Here is a 16,766-nt window from a genome sequence, read left to right on the forward strand (position 1 = left end):
CACAGGTTAGGGTAGTAAAGATGCGAAAGTCGAGTGGTTAGTCTTAGCTTTAATGCCTATCCTACAGGAGTTCAGAAGATATATAGGATTTAAGAAGCCATAAATTCGACTTAGATTGATAGCGTTGGTTTAAAGAAGACGGCACGAAGTCTGGAACTTGGATACACCCAAATTTTTACTACTGAATAGTGCTTTTTCCCTTAGTCTTAAATAATCTCTTTTTCCCTTTTTACTTGAAGCTAGCGATCGAAGCTAGACGAGTATAATTCTGTACTCATTGCGATCGCGCATCGAATTTGAGCAGCGGATAATCTTGTCAGGAAATCTTAAAATAAGCGCACTAAGCACTGAAATATCAGCTTCTCAACATTGCGATATCCCCTTGTAGATGCCTTCCCTACAAAAGTTTGGCTAACATCTGTCTCCACTGCTCAATTTGCTGTTGAACTGTTTCCGCTCCAGAATTTGTCGTTAAGGACTCCTGCGATCGATCTGATAATTCTGCCTCAGCCTTCTCAATCAAATGCTGAAGTGCTTCACAGAGTACTTGCTTATCCGCATCAGAAATCACAGATAAGAGCCGTCGCCCAATCTGCTCCACAAACTCCGAGCGCGACAGCCCAATCGCTGCCGCCTGCTCATCAAGTCCTTGCACACTGGTGCTGGTCAGCGATAAATTCACCTGCCCTTTCACCTCATCGTACAGTTCTGGCTGTCCGCGCAATTTTTTCTGCCCTTTTTTAGGCATGAACCTCTTACTCACACTATATGACAAGTTAGAGGCTATATAGCGACTCAATGGCTTAAAATTGCTTTTAGAGGCTATATAGTCTCAAAATCCGTCAAGCTAGGAATGGATTGGTCCCCGGTACTAGCTTGACCTCTGGTGTTGGTTGAATCACTTGAGACGACTAGACTATCGTAGAACGGGCGCAGTCTGATCAGCGAAGACTGCGGAACCTGCTGCGATTTCGGTCTTGTTGTTGCATTCAACTGAAGTGTGGTGTGATGGCAATGGCATGGTGAAACAAAATTTATCAGTGCTAACGACGATCTCAGTGTTGCGTCAATGCCCGCTGGAACCCTCGCAGTACTGTGAACGATGGGTCACGATCGACCCAGCACAAAGTTACCGAAAAGCCTGTGTTCGAGCGCTGGCTCAGGCAACCAAACTGAGTCCGGGCACGATCGAGAATTGGGGACCGAATTTTCAGCGTCGCCCCAAAGCAGTTCTGTATCTACTCCGGCAAGTTGATTTGCTTAATCAGTTTCAACGCCTTCATCAGACGGGTGTGATCACTGTCCCATACGACTCCTTGCATGAATAAAAAATCATGATGTCTGAGTAAGTCGTCGCAAAAAGCCTTGAATTTGTTTAATCCACTCTTTAAGCTACAGCATAACGATAGTACACAGGTTTTAGAGATCAAAACTGCACTGAATTCAGTGAGAGTTCTCGATCGCACTTTTAGTAACGCCGATTTTGTATTTAGCAACCATTGCCCAAAACTGTTTAACTTCACGGCTTTATCTTGATTACTCACTCACCTCCTACAGAACTGAATGGTGAACTCGCTCATTTCCCGTCGAACCGAGAAAGTGCTTAAGGATGGATTGCCCACTCATGTTGACTCTCAGCGATTTACTTTCCACTTACGATGCCTACGCCCAACAGAGAACGAGCGGCGTGACTGAGCAACTGGCACGATTGCGTCAAGAGATCGAAACCAAACGCCTGAGTATCGAGCGGACAGAGATCGAGTTACTTCAGGCGCAACAGCACTGTCTCGATCAGATGCGTCCTCACTTCGAGGCTGATGCTAGAGCGGTGCTTAAAACCCCGCAGTTTGCCGCATTTATCGACTTTCTAGTAGAATCCGGGGCAAGCGATCTCAGCAGTTCCGACCCGCTACTTGTGGCACCCAGTCCAACCTTCTGGCTACTGCCCTCGACCTCGATCGCACTACATCTGCGCGACATTGAGAATCTGCAACGCGACAACCCAGATGGAACCGATGGGGGTGCAGTCGTCCAGTTGCAAGTTGCGATCAACGATTGGCAGCAGCTTATTCACGTTTCTACCGAACCACTGCGGCAGCAGTGCCAGATTACCGCAATCCTTGACCAGATCCAGTCCCAATTTCCACGGACTGAGCCTGACGACCCTGGAATTGCTCGCCTCTACCAGGTCGTGGCTCAAGAACTGGCGTGTGTGGTGCTGTTTGTGGCTCGGCTCTTCAGCCTCGATCGAATCACCGCAATCAATGAAGGCTTTGAACTTTAAGGAGGTCATCAGGATGCGGCGCTTAACCTTACCCAACCAACGTTGCCAATGGATGTGCCGCTTCTGGGGTCGCGGGCTTGCTCTCAATCGCTGGTGTCTAGAACAAAGTTGGTTCAGCTTTGATTTAGCCCTGAAGATTCAAAGCAGGTTGCTCGATCTCGTTGCCCACGAACATAAGCTGGCGTGTGAGGCACATCTACAAGTGCTGGAAACGAGCTTTTTGATTGGAGAACTCGCTGCGACACCGGAAGCGCTGGAGTACTTTTACGATTTGCGATCGCTCTATCACGAAGGTCGATTTGACACGCTGTTAATTCAACTTTATCAACTGGAGAGCAGACCAGATTCTGAGCAAAACCACAATGCTGGAATCAGCCTGGACAAGGAGTAGCCGAAAGTAAACCATGACACCCTGCACGACAAAATGAGGAGTCTAAAGCGATGAGAGAACCGAGGTTGAATTTAGATAGCAAGACCCGCGACACGTTAATTTTTGGCGAACCGCTCGATTGGTCAGGACAGGAAGGAGTCAAGCGTCGAGCCACCTTTGACCAACTCCAAGTCCAGCAATTAGAGCAGTTGATTGCTGAGGCATTTATTGAAAACGACCCAAAAGTTTTGTGGGTCGCCCCGCAAAATCTAGTTGCGTTTGCACGATCTCCCGCGTTAAGGACATTGAGATGCTACTTCGAGGGCTATGTGGCTTCTCCAGTGTGGGAGCAAGCTGTCGCGATCTGTGGCATTCGGGTTGAAGGCATCATTTCCCGTGGGTTACGCCAAGCGTTTTATGATCGATTTGTCCCTGCTGGAAAGATCGAGCTTTCCTCAGGTCAGTTACGAGCAACTTGGACATGGGGAGTGCAAACCCTTAATTCCGAATAGCTCTAGCAAGCTGGATGTGGACGAATCGATTGAATGACTGTCAGATTGCTGGACAACCTACTCACCTAATATTTGCAGAAATGTTAGACCCAACGAAACTGATTGGTGAATGCACTGCTCAAGAACTCGCGTTGCCTTCGGCTCACGGATACGTGCCCGCTCAACTCATCGATGCTAGTCCGGGGCGGTTTGATGCAGCCCAAGTCTTGCGCGACCTCGAAACGCATCGCGCCTTATGGAGATCGTTCCTGATGGGACGACCATTTTTACGAGGAGATCGAGACGGACTGCCCACCTGCGGCTTACTGCCACTACGGGACTTAGAACAACACTGGAACTTGGACACGCTGTACATCCTGGCACAATCCGAAGTGAGTGTTGACCCACTGCTTGGGATGGCAGAGGACTGGGGGTGCGAAGTGGGGCACTACACGTTAGCGCAAGCCGAACACTTGATGGGAACGGGTCGTCCCGCTCCGATTGTCTGGGCGTGGTGGGATTAGTCACTCAGCCTCTTGCTCCGTTACGGTTGACCTAGCATCGAAGATATAATACAAATGTACGATTGTTCCTTTATCCGGCTGTGGTTATGACGCTTTCTCTTGACCTTGAGGACTATCAAGCCTTGCGCCGCTCCCATCAAGCGCAAATCGAACCTCGTCTCGCTCAACTCAGTCAGACCATCACTCAGCAAATTCAGACGTTAGAGGCGGAAGAACACGGCTTCATTGAGCCGTCTGCCGCTGCGATCGCACAATTGCAGTCTAGGATCGCTCCTGATGTTCGCTGTGTGTTGGATGAAGTCGCCTTTCGCGCTCAGATGACAAATGGGTTCTCCACTGGCTCGCGCTTAGCAAGCGACAAACCGGAACTTAGTACAGATTTGGATACCTGGGTCTTGCATGATCTACCATTTCCCGTTGTGCTGATGGAACACCAAGCCGATGTGGATGACTGGGCATACAACGATGAAAATCACTACACGGAGTATCGCTATGAATTGGTTGTCCAGATTGGCAGTTGGACAAAATCGATCGGAGCCGCGATCGCTCAACTCAGTCCAGGCAATCCGATAGATTATCGCCGGTGTGAATTCGAGCAGCAACAGTATGAATTGGCGTATCAATTGAAGCCGACGCAGCGTTGGAATGAGCCACCCGTTCCCCAGTTTACGGGGTTGGATTGGTCGATCGAGCAACAAGAGCAATTACGGCAAGAACTGAGTTGTGTGTTGGCATTTGTCGGCGACCTACTAACCTTGCACCCCTTAGTTGCGACATTCCGCTATCCGATGCGGCGGTCGATCGCTTGATTCACCCATTGCAACATCACGACGAAGGCAAGCACATGAATCACCTGTGGATTAGTTTATCGACCTATGGAGGAGTCACCACACGCACCGCGCTTGATGTGTTGTGGGCAGCAGGCATTCGGCAAGTGGAATTAGCGATCGGAGTTAAACCGACCCCGGACACGACTGCGGTGCTGCAATACTATCAGCAACTAGGAATACAGTATCGCGCGCATCATGCGATCGTCTGGCAAGAACATCGATCGTTTAATCTTGCCGACTCATTCGATGCCACGTATTTCGAGCGCCTAACCGATTGGCTAGCCGCAATGCAAATCACCGCGTATTCCGTTCATGCAGGGCGCATTGATACAAACAATTCAGATGCCCATGTTGAGCGCTTTTTTAAGCATCTGACCCAGTTAGCTCAATTGTGCCGAGATCGCTCGATTCGTCTAGGGGTCGAAACGATGTACCCAACGTTGCATGACCACGCTCAGCGCTACTTCATGCAGAACCTCGCAGAAATCGAGCAATTTTTCACAGTGATGCCCAACGTTGATTTAGTGATTGACCTAGCTCATCTTCACCTGTGGCACAATTGCTCGATTCCAGAAAAGTTACAAGTCTTGCAAAGCGCAAACACTGCCTTCGGCTCAGCGGAAGCTGTCCGCTTGCTTGAGCTTCACATTTCCGATAACGACGGCATTCGGGACAATCATACTCAAATCAGCGAAGCCACCTGGTGGGTGCCCCATATTGCTCACTTTCCGATCGACATTCCGATCGTGCTGGAAAGTCGGATGAATGGGCAGACGGTCGAACAAGTCCACCAGCAGGTGCAGCGCATCCAATCCATTTTCACTCCGACGATCTCTGCCCCGACATCAATCACGATGGGAGAACGTCATGACTGAAGTACAGTTTTGGGAGTTGATTGACCAGAGCCGACAAGGATCAAGGAACTGCAAGGCACAAACCGAGCACTTACAGCAGATCCTCTCGACATTACCTCCCGCCGAAATTGTTGAATTCCAACAGGTTTTTGCTGACAAGATCGTGGAGAGCTATCGCTGGGATTTGTGGGGAGTTGCTTGGTTGATCGGAAACGGTTGCTCGGATGACGGCTTTGAATATTTCTGCCGCTGGCTGATCGGTCAAGGCAAAGCCGTCTACTGCCAAGCACTGGTTGATCCGCAAAGTATTCTGCATTGTCTGGAGGGGAATGATCGAGAGATTGAATGTGAGGAATTGTTTTACGCGGGTGGGGAAGCGTATGAAGCAATTACAGGGGAAATCATGCCGTTGATCGATCTCGCTTATCCGAGACATCCAGTGGGCGAACCGTGGACGAGCAAAGAGGTCGTTGAGCGCTTTCCTCAAGTAGCACAACGCTATCGGACAGGGTCCTAGCTCATCGCATGAGGATCAAGATTGCGAACGCTTGGGCGCAAAGCGCCACGTAAACAAGTGGTGCAGTGAAACTCACGACGTAAATTCAGTCCCCGCATGAGTTTCTCAGGGTCATCATCGACTTATTTCTGACACAACGCGAGGTAAAAACAATGGCATGTCAAAGGAGCAATTTCACCCACTGAGGCAGAGGTCAAACAAATGGTACAAGATGTGATGGCGTTACTGTCCTCAAAGTACCATCTCTATCGAGAGCCGTTCGAGCAATACAGAACACGGATTCACGCTAATGAGCACAGAAAACCTCAATTTGGGCATTACTACCTCACAAGTACTATTAATGATACTGCAATAATCAAGCTTGGAAAAAGCCTTTAAATCGTTGCCGCTTCTTTATTAAGTCAATTGATGTGGCAGCAGCTTCCTGCACTTCAAAACTATTATCCTTGGAAGCTTCTTTCAAGTGGACAACAATGTCCATACTAGTATTTCCCAATGCTCCAAGTGTGATGGCTGCATTAACTCTTACTTTAGTGGATGAATCTTTAAGCAAAGGTAAGCAATTATCTACAGTACTTTCAACTCCCAATGTACCCAGTGCTTTTACCGCAGCAAATCTGACACCTTCATCAGGATCTTGCAGCAAAGGAAGTAAAGCAGGAACAGCAGCTTTTGAACCAAATAATTGGCAGCAATGTGCTGCTATCTCTCTGGCAAATGGCTTGCTATGTCCCAGGAGTTTAAGAATATCTTCCAGATATTCGATCGCATTGAGCATAGCGAGTGATTGCATGGCAATGATAGTAACGTCAGGATGTGAATCATCCAAACATCGTTTTATGAGCGGAATTACCTGAACTGCGTGGAGCCTTGTTAACATATGAATCGCGCTTGCTCGAATGTAAAATTTATCACTTGCTATTTGCTGAGAAAGAAACTCAACAAGGGCATCCTTTTTTGAAGCTTTTACTGCGAGGTCTACACATGCAGAAACAACATGACAATCATCACTTAATAACTCTGCTATTCCCATTGTCTTCTCATCCACTCCCATGAGAAATATTGCCCACACAGCATCTCCCCGCTCTCTTGGCATATCAGAAGTGAAGAGAGGACGCAGATGAGGAATTGCTTGCGTTGACTTCATTCGACCAAGGGCTTCAGCAGCTCTTGCGCGCGTTGCCCATCCAGTGTCCCTTAGAGCATTAATTAGGGCAATTTCAGCTTCGCTACCAGATACACGTCTAAGTGAGTCAGCAGCTTGCCATCTGACATCACCATTTTTATCACTTAACCGTTCAGAGAGTAGGGGAACAACTGAGTCGTTTCCGATCACTCCTAAAATTTCAGTAGCATTTCTTCGTTCGATCCAATTTTTACTGTTCAGCATGGGACGAAGTGACTCTTGTAGAATTGCACGCCCTTCTATAGAATTACGCCCTTCAAGTAAACACTTAACAGCAAGCATGGGATGAGTTGCAGCCATTGCTCTAAGCAAATCATTAGCTTGAGTTACATCATTCACGCCAACTATGCCGAAAAAGAAAATAAAAGTCTCCGACCACCAATCGTTATTAATACGAGCATAAACATCATCTGTCGATAATCTAGGGAGCGCTGTTGCAGCGAAGAACTCTTGAAATGTTTGGTGAGCAAAACTTATATCATCTTCCCCAATTAGTAATCCACTTTGTTGAATTTCTTCTAACAATGAACCTGATGATATACTGGCTTGAATTTTATCTAAACTATGACTAAAGCTAGTAATGACAGTTTGAAGTTTAAAGACCAAAGTTTCTTGAAATTGCATTGTGATCGCAAGCTCACTTAACACAAACTCTTTAACACGCTCTTTGGCGTTTAGCTTGCTAATAACCTTGCTTCTTTCTGACGTAAGAAACTTAGACATAAATTTCTTATACATTTCTCCTCTATTTTGAGGAATAATCCTTGAATGTTTGAGGTTTACTTCGTCTAGCTCAATATCATCATCTTCAAACTCTAACTTTGTCTGAAGAATTTCTCCTTTGAACATTGATAGAATGAGGGGTAGTCTAAGCAGATCTCTTAGCCTTCCTACTACTTCTCCATAAGCTAAACGTCCAAGCTTTTCTCCAAGATGAAACGTTAAGTATTTAGCTATATCCTCGAAGTCAATCGGTTGAATAATCAATTTGCATTCAATTTCATCAGCAGATATCATACGCCAGAGGTCGTCTTGAGGGCGGCTAGCAATAACATACTTGTGTCTAGAGTATAGACTCATAAATTGAAGCATGTCTGGGATTATTGTTTCTCTCAATGAACTGCTAACTTCGTTAAGCCCATCAAATAGAATGAAGCAAGATTGTCTTTCGAGCAGTTGTTCTATGACTAAGGCATCTTGTCCTAAGTGTGTTTCTCGAATATCGTTAAGGCTTGCTTTAATGAGTTGAATTAAACTGCCAGTGTATTTGGATAATTTAACAAGGATTGGTAATACCTTTTCTTCGGCATATCTCTGGCTATACTCCAGACAGAGCTTCTCTAAGCTGGTTGTTTTACCAGCGCCTGGCTCTCCAAGCAAAACAGTTTTGCTTTCTTGCTTCAAGGCTCTCAGTAAATCGACTTTTTCAGAACAATTACTATACTCACTGTAGAGTGAAGCGTAAATAGGAATATCTTTTCGACTTATACCTTTTTCATAGATATACAGTCTTCCTGACCATCTACTCTCAAACTTTTCTATTAATTCTTCACAGTACAACTCTAAATATTCAGTTATGGAAAGATTGCTCTTTTCTCTTTTCTCTAAGTTGAAGTAGGTTGTTTCACTTGAGGGCATTTCAACTACTTCTTCCACAGAAATACCTAGCACTTCACAGTAGACACAAAATAGATGAGCCGAAATAGAACCTAGACGATACAAAAAACGTCGCCAACTTCCTTCATTTACACCACTTTCAAAATATTCAGCATTTGGACTCCGATCTGGATTCAAAATTTTGCTCGCTTCTTCTAGCCACCAAAGACTGTCTACATTTTTTCCAAGCTTTTTTCTGGCTTGTCTGAGCTTCTTGCTTCCGTCAAGAGAGGCGATTAATTTTTCCACTGCGAACCCCCTTGAATGAAAAATGTCAAGATCAGTTTCTTTCAGTTTTCTGATCTTAATTTGATCCGTGGAATATGAAAACCCGTGGGATTGTAGAAATCTGATGAGCTAGTCACTCGTCAGATGCTGATCAGTCCATTAAGGAGTAACAGATGATACGCGCAATGTGTCAGCTAATGCAGTCCCAATTTCGGCGCACCTCTAAAAATGGAGTTGCGATTTTGAGCATTCTAGGGTTGCTTTCATTGAACGCTTCGCCAGTTAGAGCAGAATCCTCAACGGATGTTTTCGCAGCTCCTCCAGGGAACCTTCAGGAGCGTGCGTTTGGTGATGGATATGATGTGAAATTTGTTCCAAAAGGTGATTACTCCTATGTAATTCAAGCTGTTGGAAAAGATTTGGTAGGTAGATGGATTTGTCGTCAGTACGCTGCTGTCGATTTCCCTCAAGTTGAATGGAACAAGATTCGTGCTGATCTGGGAGTGAACCGTACTGATCCCAATTTCTCTATTTTTGGGGAAGGAGATGTAGTTAAAGTAACGGGAAAAAGTGTTAGTCGAGTCGGCAGTGGGATTCTTACAACTATGCATGTCAGAGTTGTGGCACTGGCTCAGGGCGATCGTGAAGTTTATAAAACTGATTGGAAACCTCGCAATGCAGCTAATCTTACTGACTGGAATCAAGTTTCAGGATGTGATTGGGTTGCAAGGTAGAATTTGAGGAAGCATAACGAGTTGCGAAATTTATTCAGGGTATTCAAGACTTATTGCCGTAATACTCGTTAAAGATCGCTTGCCGAGGCTCTTTGTCACGAATTGCCATTTGTTCTGAGTTCAGCTACCGCATCAGAGTTGGCAGCACAAGCCCCGACTATCGATTGATCAACTGTTTCAGTTCTTCGTCTGACAGCCGGTTCGCTTATGCACGCTTACCTTTGATTCTGATGCAGCTCTATTCGTCACTTCTTCAACTTCTCTGATTTTATGTGATCGCAAAGTTCAACTTTGCGATCACATAATTCTTTAATTTGTGACATTCTGTTACTGGGCTTGAATTGTTGTAACCTGAGCTTCAGAGAGAGATAGCTTTGTGATATCCGTGAGAAGTGAAGCGGCTTCGGTTTGGGTAAAGCGTAGATCTGTCGATCGCGGTTCAAACAGTTGATTGCAGGCACGAAGCCGCGCGAGTGGAAACGGTGGATCAATCCGACTTGCGATCACAAGATGAAGTCGGGGTGGAAGATGATCCAGCAAAAAAGCAATTCCATCATGAATTGAGCGATCCACGATCGCGTGATAATCATCCAGAATAAGAATCAACTCATCCGTGAGATCAGTGATTTCGTTGATCAGTGGAATGAGAAACGTTTCAGCCGAAGCGTGATCCATCGAGTGCAGCATTGCGAGTGTACTGGCTCCGAGATTAGGCTGCGTTTTTTGGAGCGCCGCGATCGTATAAGTCCAAAATCGAGTCGAGTCATTATCACGCGGATCGAGCGATAGCCAACTGGTTTTCAGATGGGTTCGCGGTTGCCACTCGCTGAGTAGAGTGGTTTTACCAAAGCCTGCCGGAGCCGAAATCAGAATGAGCGGATGATCAATGCCTTGATTTAATTGCTCAATCAAATGCTCCCGCTTCACAAGGCGCGATCGTGTTGGCGGGACATAGAATTTTGTGGCGAGAAGCGGACTAGACATCGAATAAATTGACACGATTCTCTGACTTAATCCTATCTTCATTCCCAATCAGTTCCCGTTGCCTGTATTTGATTTATTGCAGTTCAATCGAGGCGAGATTGCAATCGTTAATCTCTCAGCAGTCTTAATTCACTCAGCATCACCAGCACTGTCAAACCTTCATGAAACTCAACAAGACTAAAGGAGTTTGAGAGCTAATCATCAGTGCTTGCCTACCAGTAGGTCATCTGTTGACTTTTGGGAGTATGAGCAGTAAACTTGTTGCTACATTTGAGCATATATAAAAATGAACACATCCCCGCTCCCTGCAACCGTCTATGAGGCAGAATCTTGCTCAGTTCCTTGCTTCAATCCTGAACTTGTCGTCAGGATTAGAACTCGGCTCCCTGATGACCGCAAAGTACGTTCTGTTGCCGCGCTTCATAATGCGCTGGCGGACCCAACGCGGCTCAAGATTATCCTTGCACTGTCGCAAGGTGAGTTGTGCGTGTGTGACATTTCTCATGTCATTGGACTTTCGGTTTCTGCGACTTCTCATCAACTGCGAGTACTCCGGAATCTGAACGTTGTTGACCACCGGAGCGACGGACGTATGGCATATTACTCTCTGCCAAAAGACACCGCACTCTTGCCCTGTATTGAACAAGCCTTGAGCCAATTGATTTAATTTTTCATTTCCATTTCGATGATTGCTCAATTATGAAACAAAAGACGACAGATTTAGAGGTACGGCTGCCCGCTATTCCAATCCCTGAAGCAGCCGAGGCAGCGATGCAAGAAATTGCAGGCGGGATGAAACTAGAGAAATGCCGCAAGTGTGGCTGTATGCAAGAAGCACTTGATGGTGCTGACCGTGTCTTTAGCCGCTCTGAAGATTCGGATCTTCGAGCCTTAAAGCCAGTCATTCAGACTTATAAAGTTCGCATGGAACCAATCGCTTATGACTGCATTGGTTGTAAGAAGTGTTGGGGTGCAGATGCCACGATCCAACTTGCCAATCGTTTTGAGGACGAAGTAGCCGACAGTTGTAGCAGTGGATGCAGTCCGAACTCAACTGACGCATCAGTCATTTCTATCGAAAAAACATCAGAATCTCTTTGGACGCTCCAGCCCGGAGATTACGTGGTTGGTAATCCAAATGCAACTGTTGCCGTTTGCACACTTTCAAGTCGTAATCTTGCTGCTGCTGTTGCAAAACAGGCTGGTGATAGCGTTGCGATCGTAGGTCGCTGTGATACCGAAAATATTGGTGTCGAGAAAGTCGTGCAAAACCTGATTGCCAATTCCAGTATTCGCTGGCTGATTCTCTGCGGTATCGAAGCTCAGGGACATCAAACAGGCGATGCTTTTCTTCGCCTTGAGGAGCATGGAGTGGATGCCAAAATGCGGGTGTTGGAGTCTGCCTCCTGGCGACCTGTGCTGAAAAACCTAACGCTGATAGATGTAGCTCGCTTTCGGGAACAGGTTGAGGTGATCAACCTGATTGGTGTGACGGATGTAAATACAATCGTTCAATCTGTCCATGATTATGCCGCCCGTCCTGTTTCGCCACTGGCAAGTTTTGAAAATGCCTCTGCACTGCCTTCGGTTGAACACATTAAAGCCCAGACTGCCAAGCGCCTCAATTTAGATCCGGCTGGATTCTTCATCGTGCTGCCTCAACCAGGCACGGGTCTGATTGTTTGCGAACACTACAAAAATGATGGGCAACTGGCTCATGTGATTGAAGGACGAGAGGCAGCACCCATCATCTCAACTGCTATAGAGAGGGGTTTCGTGACTCTGCTTGACCATGCTGCATATCTAGGACGGGAACTGGTCAAAGCAGAGCTATCCCTCACGTCGGGTATGCCCTATGAGCAGGATGCTCCGCTCAAAAAATTATCCTCTGGTAAAGTGCCTCCTGATTTAACTCAGAGCAATCGCGCTTAATGTGGCTGCGATGAGTAACCAGCTAGGTCTAGATGACTCCGTAAAAACATGGCGAGATTGCAATCGTTAATTTCTCAGCAATCTTAATCCACTCAGCGTGACTAACACCGTTGATCCTTCATGTCCCACAACTCCTAACGGTAAAGTGATATCACCGAGAAAGTTCGTGACTAACAGCAGCACCACAAAACTCAGCGCGAACACAATGTTTTGTTTGACGACTCGTTGAGCGCGACGACCGAGACGAATTGCCCCGATCAAGCGTTCTAGCCGATCTGCCATCAAGACAATATCTGCGGTTTCGAGTGCGACATCACTGCCCGCTGCTCCCATCGCAATGCCGATCGAGGCTTGAGCGAGAGCAGGCGCATCATTAATGCCATCTCCAACCATTGCCACCGTGCCATACTGTCGTTGCAATAATCGAATCACATCGACTTTATGCTCAGGCAGCAGTTCGGAATAGACCTGATCAATTCCGAGTTCATCGGCAATACTGCGGGCAGTGAGATCGTTGTCTCCGGTCAGCATCACAATTTCTCGAATTCCAAGCTGTCTGAGTCGAGCGATCGTACTTTGAGCTTCAGAACGAATTTGATCCGCGATCGCAATCACGCCCATCGGTTTTCCTGCATAAGCAACCCATATCACCGTGTTTCCGGATGCTTCTAACTGCTGCACAAACGCGGTCAAAGCGTCTGACCAACTGATGGCGTATTCCCTGACAAAAGCTGCCTTGCCCACGATTGCCAATTGTTGATCAATTTCTCCGGTAATTCCCCATCCCGGATGAGCCTGAACATTCGTCGCTCGCTCCCAGTCAATCTGCTGTTTCTGGGCAAATCGAACGACGGCTTCCCCAATCGGGTGTTCGGATAGACTTTCTAAAGCGGATGCGACTTTGAGCATTTGCGTTTTATCTTGATCAACCGTCATGATTTGAACGACTTGGAGCTTTCCAGTGGTGAGCGTTCCGGTTTTGTCAAACGCGATCGCCCTGACTCGTCCAATCAGTTCTAGTTGAGCGCCGTTTTTGAATAAAATTCCCTGCCGTGCCCCATTTGCGATTCCAGAGAGTAAAGCTGGCATCGTTGCTGCCATTAATGCACAAGGCGAAGCAACCACCAGAAAAATCAACGCTCGATAGATCGTGGTTTCCCAACTCCAACCCCAGAGAAATGGTGGAAGCAATGCGAACAGGATTCCTAGAATGACGATCGCTTTGGCGTATCCGCGCTCAAATCGTTCAATGAATTGCTGGGATGGCGGCGTTTCGGTTTGTGCTTGTTCAACCAAACGGATCACTCGCTGAATCAAGCTACTCTCTGGCGGTTGGTGAAGCTTGAGCCGTAATGCACCGCTACCATTAATGGTTCCAGCAAAGACTTCATCCCCGATCGTCTTCTCCACAGGCATCGATTCCCCAGTAATCGGAGCTTGGTTCAGAGCGCTGAATCCTTCTACGATCACGCCATCGGTGGGAACGAGTTCGCCCGGTTTCACAATGATCTCATTGCCGATTTGGAGCGTCGCGATCGCCATTTCTTCTTCTCGTCCATTGCGCCAAACTCGTGCCGTATCCGTCGTTAAATTCATTAACCCTCGGATGCTTCGTTCAGTACGCTGCATTGCATAACCTTCTAACGCCCCACTGATCGAGAAGATCAGAATCAGAACTGCACCATCGACAATAAAAGAATATTCTCTGCGCCACAATCCCAATGCTGCTGCTCCCAACGCTGCCACAATCATCAGCAGATCAACATCCAGTTCTTTTTCTTCAAATAGAGTTGTGAGACCTTCACGAGCGCTTTCATAACCGCCAATCACATAAGCCGCAGGCAAAATCAGCAGTGCAAGACCGAGCCATCCCGACTGTAGAGTAAGCCAGCCGAGTAGAACTAAAACGCCACAGAGTAAAGCTGCAACAGCATCAGGATGCTGTTTAAGTAAGGTTGGAACGCGAGGAGAAGTGATAGAAAACATCGGTGTTAGGAGAGACAAACCACATTCTCACTCTAAACCTTAACATTAGTGTCAATGTCAAGGTTTTCGCCTAAAATCAAAGGCATGAAGATACAAAATCTGACCATCAAGGAATTAACCGAGGCAGTCGGGGGCGGGATTACTCCTCGGATGGTGCGCCACTACCATACCGTCGGACTACTCCCTCAGCCTTCACGCTCCGCCAGCAACTACCGTCTCTACAATCAGCGAGACGTTCAGCAACTCAAACAAATTGTGGCACTCAAACAGCAGGGGTTCCAGCTTGCTCACATTCAGCACCTGATTCAGAACGAATCCGCAACAGAGGCTGAACCAACCTTGATCCTGCAATTACAGCAGCAGTATCAAACGATCGTTCAGCAGTTAGCTCGATTGCGCCAAACGGCTGCGGCATTAGAAGGCGTGTTGGGGCGAGATCAAGACTGTCAGATGATTCAAGCAGAAGCGCTGGCTCAATTAAGACGATTAGAAGCTGAAGGCGGATTCGGAGAACTGGAAAAGCTTTGGCATCACCTCGACGTAGAAACAACGTCTCATCCCGAAGCCTTCCAAGAATCGCTACAGCGATTGTTGCCGGATCTGTCCGATCGCTCAGAAATTGAGGTTGATCTGCTATCTAAGCTCGTGCTGGCATGTGGGGATGTGAGCTTGATTCAGTTTGTGCGCCGGAGTCGAGATGCGATCGCGGCGGCTCGTGATGCCCTCAAAGCGAACTGTACGATCGTTGGAGATATTCTGCCCGTTGTTTCTGCGCTGGATCAAACTCGTCTCGTGCACTTGAACTGTCAGGTTGAGACGTTGATCGCTGATTTACACATCAATAGTGCAGTAGAAGCAGAGCAAGCATTTTGGAATAACGAACACTGGAAGGAGCGCCTACATCAGCTTCCCAAAGGCTGTATTTTGGTGATTGGCTACGCGCCTTCGGTGTTGATGTCGATTTGCGAATTGATTGAACAGGAACAGATTCAGCCTGCGCTGGTGATTGGAATGCCGATCGGGTTCAGTCATGCGCCTGCTGCTAAACGACGATTGATGAAAACAGATATTCCTTACCTGACGATCGAAGGAACCTTGGGCGGTGGATTACTCGCCGCAGTCTCGCTGAATGCCCTGGTCGAATCGCTGATTGAAAAGCCGGACTGTCATTGCTACTTATCCTCGTTGTAAAGCCAGAATTAGATCGATTCGAGGATTGGACAAATCATGGTTTCAGTCACAATTGGTTGAGCCGCCGGATCGCTTAATAGCTCTGTGAGTTCAAGCTTCAATCGTTGTAGTTCTAGAATTTGTCGATCGAGATCACTCAGCTTGTCCTGAAGGGTTTGTCTGACATGAACACAGGGCAGATCGCCTGTCTCCCGAACCTCTAAAAAGGCTTTGATCTCGGACAAACTTAACCCAAGACTTTGAGCGCGTTTGATGAAATGTAATCGAGAGAGCGTATCCGAGCGAAACAATCGATAGCCTCCTTCAGTTCGTCCGATCGTCTTGAGGAGTCCAAGTTCCTCGTAGTATCGAATCGTTTTTACCGGAAGCCCACTGTCTTTTGAAATCGCGCCAATCAGTTTCGGCTCATCTTGAACAACCATGATTAACTCCGTTGAGAAACTAAAGTTTGAGTCGATTTGACAGGTTGGGAGTCCCCCTGGACTTTGATCGTGCCACGAAACATATTCATTCCGCAGGTGAACTCATATTCGCCAGGTTCCATTGGCGTGAACTCGATCGCCGTCACTTGATTGAGTGGTAAATCTTTGGCAATGTGAAAATCAGGAATTCGCACTGCGTCGAGACAGCTAGAGGGATCGCGTCGATCGAAGCTTAATCGTACAGGTTGCCCGACCGTCACCACGACTCGATTTGGCTCGTAGCCGCCATCAACCGTAATCGTTGCCTGTTGAATTCCCTGATTAGTGTCTGCTTTACGAGACTTAGATTTGCTGAACAAAAACCACCAAAGCTCTACCCCGATTACTCCAATGCCTCCAGCAGTAACAGCACCCTTCAACCACAACGGTTGATCAATGCGGCGAAAACTAGTTGTCGGTTCAGAGGGTTGCTTTTGATCGTGAGACATTTGTGCGATTGAGGCGCTGGAAGCACCCAGCATCAATCCAAATCCCGCTAAACTGCCAATCATCCAAGATTTTCGGATCATGATGCCTC

General features: G+C 47.1%; 18 protein-coding genes. 12 read left to right on the top strand and 6 right to left on the bottom strand.

Annotation, left to right across the window (positions count from 1 at the left end):
* Positions 1 to 397: 397 nt before the first annotated feature.
* Positions 398 to 748: a hypothetical protein gene (locus J0L70_RS06285; protein WP_287453583.1), complete on the bottom strand. Its 351-nt coding sequence runs from the start codon at positions 746 to 748 to the stop codon at positions 398 to 400.
* A gap of 229 nt (positions 749 to 977) precedes the next feature.
* On the opposite strand from J0L70_RS06285, the gene J0L70_RS06290 reads away from it, so the two are divergent.
* From J0L70_RS06290 to J0L70_RS06325, 8 genes are all read left to right on the top strand, one after another.
* On the top strand, positions 978 to 1,328 hold the full coding sequence (locus J0L70_RS06290) for a hypothetical protein (protein ID WP_287453584.1): 351 nt from the start codon (positions 978 to 980) through the stop codon (positions 1,326 to 1,328).
* Between the two features lie 296 nt (positions 1,329 to 1,624).
* Positions 1,625 to 2,284 (top strand): hypothetical protein, encoded by a 660-nt coding sequence (locus J0L70_RS06295; protein WP_287453585.1) that lies wholly within the window; start codon positions 1,625 to 1,627, stop codon positions 2,282 to 2,284.
* Between the two features lie 13 nt (positions 2,285 to 2,297).
* Positions 2,298 to 2,675, top strand: a complete 378-nt coding sequence (locus tag J0L70_RS06300) for a hypothetical protein (protein ID WP_287453587.1) — start codon at positions 2,298 to 2,300, stop codon at positions 2,673 to 2,675.
* Between the two features lie 50 nt (positions 2,676 to 2,725).
* A complete protein-coding gene (locus J0L70_RS06305) occupies positions 2,726 to 3,166 on the top strand; it encodes a hypothetical protein (protein WP_287453588.1) in 441 nt (146 codons plus the stop codon).
* A gap of 14 nt (positions 3,167 to 3,180) precedes the next feature.
* On the top strand, positions 3,181 to 3,669 hold the full coding sequence (locus tag J0L70_RS06310) for a hypothetical protein (protein WP_287453589.1): 489 nt from the start codon (positions 3,181 to 3,183) through the stop codon (positions 3,667 to 3,669).
* 86 nt (positions 3,670 to 3,755) lie between these two features.
* Positions 3,756 to 4,478, top strand: a complete 723-nt coding sequence (locus tag J0L70_RS06315) for a hypothetical protein (RefSeq protein ID WP_287453590.1) — start codon at positions 3,756 to 3,758, stop codon at positions 4,476 to 4,478.
* A 35-nt stretch (positions 4,479 to 4,513) separates the two neighbouring features.
* A complete protein-coding gene (locus tag J0L70_RS06320; RefSeq protein WP_287453592.1) occupies positions 4,514 to 5,374 on the top strand; it encodes a sugar phosphate isomerase/epimerase family protein in 861 nt (286 codons plus the stop codon).
* Positions 5,367 to 5,870, top strand: a complete 504-nt coding sequence (locus J0L70_RS06325) for a DUF4240 domain-containing protein (protein ID WP_287453594.1) — start codon at positions 5,367 to 5,369, stop codon at positions 5,868 to 5,870. Before J0L70_RS06320 ends, J0L70_RS06325 begins: the two co-directional genes overlap by 8 nt.
* 355 nt (positions 5,871 to 6,225) lie before the next feature.
* Here J0L70_RS06325 and J0L70_RS06330 read toward each other — a convergent pair whose 3' ends face one another.
* A complete protein-coding gene (locus J0L70_RS06330) occupies positions 6,226 to 8,961 on the bottom strand; it encodes a HEAT repeat domain-containing protein (RefSeq protein WP_287453595.1) in 2,736 nt (911 codons plus the stop codon).
* Between the two features lie 176 nt (positions 8,962 to 9,137).
* On the opposite strand from J0L70_RS06330, the gene J0L70_RS06335 reads away from it, so the two are divergent.
* Entirely contained in the window at positions 9,138 to 9,674 is a 537-nt protein-coding gene (locus tag J0L70_RS06335; RefSeq protein ID WP_287453596.1) for a hypothetical protein, read from the top strand.
* A gap of 327 nt (positions 9,675 to 10,001) precedes the next feature.
* Here J0L70_RS06335 and J0L70_RS06340 read toward each other — a convergent pair whose 3' ends face one another.
* Entirely contained in the window at positions 10,002 to 10,658 is a 657-nt protein-coding gene (locus tag J0L70_RS06340) for a MalT transcriptional regulator family protein (RefSeq protein ID WP_287453598.1), read from the bottom strand.
* A gap of 286 nt (positions 10,659 to 10,944) precedes the next feature.
* Between J0L70_RS06340 and J0L70_RS06345 the strand changes: the two genes are divergently transcribed.
* Together J0L70_RS06345 and J0L70_RS06350 are read left to right on the top strand one after the other, a co-directional pair.
* Positions 10,945 to 11,325 carry an ArsR/SmtB family transcription factor gene (locus J0L70_RS06345; protein ID WP_287453599.1) on the top strand — a complete coding sequence of 127 codons (381 nt, stop codon included), beginning with the start codon at positions 10,945 to 10,947 and terminating at the stop codon, positions 11,323 to 11,325.
* Positions 11,326 to 11,357: 32 nt separating this feature from the next.
* Entirely contained in the window at positions 11,358 to 12,590 is a 1,233-nt protein-coding gene (locus J0L70_RS06350) for a DUF4346 domain-containing protein (protein WP_287453600.1), read from the top strand.
* A 66-nt stretch (positions 12,591 to 12,656) separates the two neighbouring features.
* Here J0L70_RS06350 and J0L70_RS06355 read toward each other — a convergent pair whose 3' ends face one another.
* Positions 12,657 to 14,576 carry a heavy metal translocating P-type ATPase gene (locus J0L70_RS06355; protein ID WP_287453601.1) on the bottom strand — a complete coding sequence of 640 codons (1,920 nt, stop codon included), beginning with the start codon at positions 14,574 to 14,576 and terminating at the stop codon, positions 12,657 to 12,659.
* Positions 14,577 to 14,660: 84 nt separating this feature from the next.
* Here J0L70_RS06355 and J0L70_RS06360 point away from each other — a divergent pair, with 84 nt between their 5' ends.
* Positions 14,661 to 15,767 carry a precorrin-8X methylmutase gene (locus J0L70_RS06360; protein ID WP_287453602.1) on the top strand — a complete coding sequence of 369 codons (1,107 nt, stop codon included), beginning with the start codon at positions 14,661 to 14,663 and terminating at the stop codon, positions 15,765 to 15,767.
* An 8-nt stretch (positions 15,768 to 15,775) separates the two neighbouring features.
* Here the strand turns inward: J0L70_RS06360 and J0L70_RS06365 are convergent, their stop codons facing one another.
* Complete coding sequence (locus J0L70_RS06365) at positions 15,776 to 16,189, bottom strand: heavy metal-responsive transcriptional regulator (protein ID WP_287453603.1); 414 nt, start codon at positions 16,187 to 16,189, stop codon at positions 15,776 to 15,778.
* A gap of 2 nt (positions 16,190 to 16,191) precedes the next feature.
* Positions 16,192 to 16,758 carry a cupredoxin domain-containing protein gene (locus J0L70_RS06370; protein ID WP_287453605.1) on the bottom strand — a complete coding sequence of 189 codons (567 nt, stop codon included), beginning with the start codon at positions 16,756 to 16,758 and terminating at the stop codon, positions 16,192 to 16,194.
* Positions 16,759 to 16,766: the final 8 nt, after the last annotated feature.

Origin of the sequence: Leptolyngbya sp. UWPOB_LEPTO1 (assembly GCF_017302695.1) — a bacterium.
Lineage (GTDB): Bacteria > Cyanobacteriota > Cyanobacteriia > Leptolyngbyales > Leptolyngbyaceae > Leptolyngbya > Leptolyngbya boryana.